At 31.7% G+C, this 3,593-nt stretch carries 3 protein-coding genes and 1 pseudogene; all 4 read right to left on the bottom strand.

Annotated features, from left to right (window positions below):
• The coding region (locus ACVC2P_RS15605) for an HTTM domain-containing protein (protein ID WP_452599385.1) at positions 1-611 on the bottom strand (611 nt) is incomplete at its 3' end.
• 88 nt (positions 612-699) lie between these two features.
• Positions 700-1,794 (bottom strand): imelysin family protein, encoded by a 1,095-nt coding sequence (locus tag ACVC2P_RS15600; RefSeq protein ID WP_452599384.1) that lies wholly within the window; start codon positions 1,792-1,794, stop codon positions 700-702.
• 105 nt (positions 1,795-1,899) lie between these two features.
• Positions 1,900-3,111 (bottom strand): DUF4856 domain-containing protein, encoded by a 1,212-nt coding sequence (locus tag ACVC2P_RS15595; RefSeq protein ID WP_452599383.1) that lies wholly within the window; start codon positions 3,109-3,111, stop codon positions 1,900-1,902.
• 174 nt (positions 3,112-3,285) lie between these two features.
• Positions 3,286-3,593 (bottom strand): annotated as a pseudogene (locus ACVC2P_RS15590) (hydroxymethylglutaryl-CoA lyase); the annotation flags it as partial.

Genomic DNA, 3,593 nt, shown 5'->3' with positions numbered 1-3,593 from the left:
CAATTTTGCTGCATTAGGCTTTCTCCTATTAATGGTAAATCGTATTTAGATGGGAGCCATATTTTAAGAGGCATTGCCTTAAATAACCAATCGGAATTAATTTTTGCTAAACCTGCATAGAAATAAACAATCCCTAACAATAACTTTATACTATCTATAGTCCAATTTGGTACTTTTAAGTATTGTTTTTTCTGTTTATAAGCATCTATAGAAAAATAGCGTTCTGCTGGTAGAAATATCATTAAAAAACTAAGTATACTTATAAAGTAATAATGATTTAAATAAGTGGTTTTTTCCATAAGTTCTATGTATGTAAAACTTAAAAAAAAGGAGATTATAGCATACTTATATTTATATCCAATAGCAACTAGTAGTGCAGAAATACCGCAAATTAAAAATAAGACATAAGTATAGTCTCCTAATGTTTTAACCCACTCGAACCCATAGTATTTAAAATGAAATTTTGGTAAAATGTAAACGGTTTCTATCCATCCTTTTGCCCAATATCTAATAATACCATACAGCATCATTAACCCAAAACCAATACGAAATACCGCTAAAGGTGCAGCACTTGTTGTTTTAGTTAAATATGTTTTTAAATTCCAGTTCATTTTGTACAAAAAAGGTTGTCTTTATATTTAATATTTGGGACAACCTTTTCTACATATTTTTTATTTATATCTTACTATTCTTTTATTATTAATCTCCGTCTGCATCTACATAATCTACACTTATGTTAAAGGCTTGCAACATGTCTACTTTTAAAGAAACTACGGCTAGTTGTAAAGCATCATAAGTTTCTGTCATTTTTGTGTTATCTGTAGTGACTTGGTTTTTTAGGTTAACATCTAATCCTTGCATTTTTTGTCTTGCAGTATTAAGCCTAGAATTAATAAGTGTTGCTAACTCTGTTCTATTTAACGTTTCTAAATAAGTTTTAAAACTTTCTCCACTAGCACTTCCATTATACGCTACTCCGTTAAACATATCTTGTACAGCTTGTAGGGCTTCTAAGGCTAATGCTCTAGAGACATCTTCTCGGTATACACCTTCTACCTTTGATGGTAATGTAGTTGAAGAAAACACACCTGCTGGAATTCCTATTTTATTAGCTCTTAATCCTTTCTCGTAATAAAAGATAAAATCATTTACTAACTTATTTACTGCACTTGAAGCAGTATTTTCTGTACTAGCTATAAATGTCGCTCTATACGATGATGTCCAATCTGTATACACAGTATTGGTTAAAGAATGCATTTGATCTACCAAATCTGAAAGATAATTTTTATAGTTAGCTCCAGCATATACATTTAATATTCCTGTATCATCATTTGCTACCCCATATAATAAATAGTCCAATGCAGGAAATCCAACAGCATCGTTATTATTAACGCTCGTTAAATCATAGGTTCCTGAAGCTATATTATTTTCTATATCTGTTGTATTTGTAGGGTACACATTCATTTGAAAACTATATAATAGTTCTTCTGCTTTTCCTATATTAAACATTTCAAGGTATTGCCATGTTTTGTAAGCATTATACCAAGATGTTCTTAATGCGTCTAAATTACTCTGGTTTGGTGCTACTACAAAATTATCTTTAGCAGTTACTAAACTATTTAAATCTGTAGAGAAATCTTCGTAAGCAGGAATAATAATATTATCTGCAATATTGGTTAACATTACGCCTCTATTAAAATTATCGTTTGTTCCGCCTCCAGAACCAGAGTCATCAGATTTTGAACAAGCTACTACAATTAAAGTGATTACTATTACTCCAATTATTTTCTTCATATTCTTACTAGTTTAAGTTTCTTTTTAAGTTTGCAAAAATAGGAAAATAGTAGTAACTATGTTGCTACTACTATTTCCCAGAATATATCTTAATTATTTATATAATTAACTTCCTGCTTGCGCTGTAGTAAAGCTAAATTCTGCCGAAATAGTATCAGACATTGTATCTAACATTGCCGGAGTTACATCCCAGAATCCGTTTCCTGCCATTAATGTAGAAATAAATCCATCGACCTCTGCTTTTGTAAAGTATGGTACATTTGTTCCTGGCTTTCTTGTAAATTGTAAACTGTATACAAATCCAAATCCTTCTGATAAATCATGAAATGCAGAAGCTTTATCTGTTGCTAAATTGTTCTTCCCTTGTTGTAAATAGTATACTGCTCTTACTCCAATTATTTGAGATATTTTTTCTCTAATAATTTGCGCTTGTGCATCACGAACTTCGTAGTTTTTAGCAACAATTGCAGCACGACCTAACTTAAAGGCATTGTAAATATCCATTGCTATGCCTGAAAAATCAGCATCTCCCTCAACTCTAGATACATATTTATTTAAAAAACTATCTGCTCCTAAAACTGGTACAGCAGGGTTAGCCTCATTACCGTATAAGTAACCATAAGCTTCATCCCATTTGTGTTCCATAGTTGTATAGTTTTTATCTCCATCTAATGTACCGGCATCATTATTTGCTCTGTTATCTCCTGCATCTAAAACTGCTGTACCTAAATAGTTATTTAACATTTGGTCTACCATTAAAGCACCTATTAATCCTTTAGCAAATGCTTGATTGTTTTCTAAGCCTTTTGCATTTATATAACGTGTAGATCCGCCACCTGCTTCTTGTAATTGTCCTGCAACACCTGCAGATGCAGTTGTACCCCAATTAGGATACACATTATTTACTTGGTTTTCTATATAAGCATCAAAATCTGCCTTTATTGCATTAGCATCTGTTGTATTTGCAGAGAAATAGTCTGCCGATGCAGCTGTTTTACTACGTACACTTTTTCCTGAAGCATTTAAATCTGCATCACTAAAATCATTAGCGCCTTCAACATGTGCAAACATAGCATCTAATTGTGCTTCTGTTTTTGATGTATTCTTTAATGCAGAAACAATTTCTTCTGCCATTTGTATTCTTGTTGTTTGACCTCCAAAACTTACTGTAGTGTTACCATTTCTAGTAAACACATAAGTATCTGGTGCCGTTACTGTGTTTGTTGGTGGTGGTGTTACAGTTCCATCGTCATCATTACTACAAGAGGTTATACCTAATGTTGCTAATGCTGCTAATCCTAATACAAATTTCTTCATTTTTCAGTTTGTTTTTACTCAGTTTTTATTTAGACTGGATATAAATAGATTTAATTTCGACAGCAAAAATACTATTGAAAAATAGTTTATGCAACTTTATTTAGACTAAATTTAAATAAAAAAAATAAAAAACTGATTTTCAAAAGATTACAATATAAATTAAATTTCAAAGTTTTAATGATATGCATTAAAAATCTTAGACGCTTCATTATAAGCACTTTCAAAAGCCATAGCTGCTAAATCATTAGATTTCTTGGTAGTTAAGTAAGACAGTACTTTTTCGGTTGGCATATTGCCTGTTAATTCATCTTTTGCCATTGGGCATCCACCAAAACCTTGTATGGCGCCATCAAAACGACGACAACCTGCTTTATAAGCCGCGTCAATTTTTTCAAACCAACTGGATGGTGTAGTATGTAGGTGTGCTCCAAATTCTATGTCCTTATATTGTGGAATTAAATTTGAAAATAAGTAGTCTATGT

Source organism: Pontimicrobium sp. MEBiC01747, assembly GCF_053601635.1.
Note: the sequence above shows the minus strand (reverse complement) of the source record. Positions and strands in the feature narration are given on the sequence as shown.

Coding starts and splice junctions, on each gene's coding strand:
- ACVC2P_RS15600 (WP_452599384.1), bottom strand. CDS start 1,794: ATGAAGAAAATAATTGGAGTAATAGTAATCACTTTAATTGTAGTAGCT.
- ACVC2P_RS15595 (WP_452599383.1), bottom strand. CDS start 3,111: ATGAAGAAATTTGTATTAGGATTAGCAGCATTAGCAACATTAGGTATA.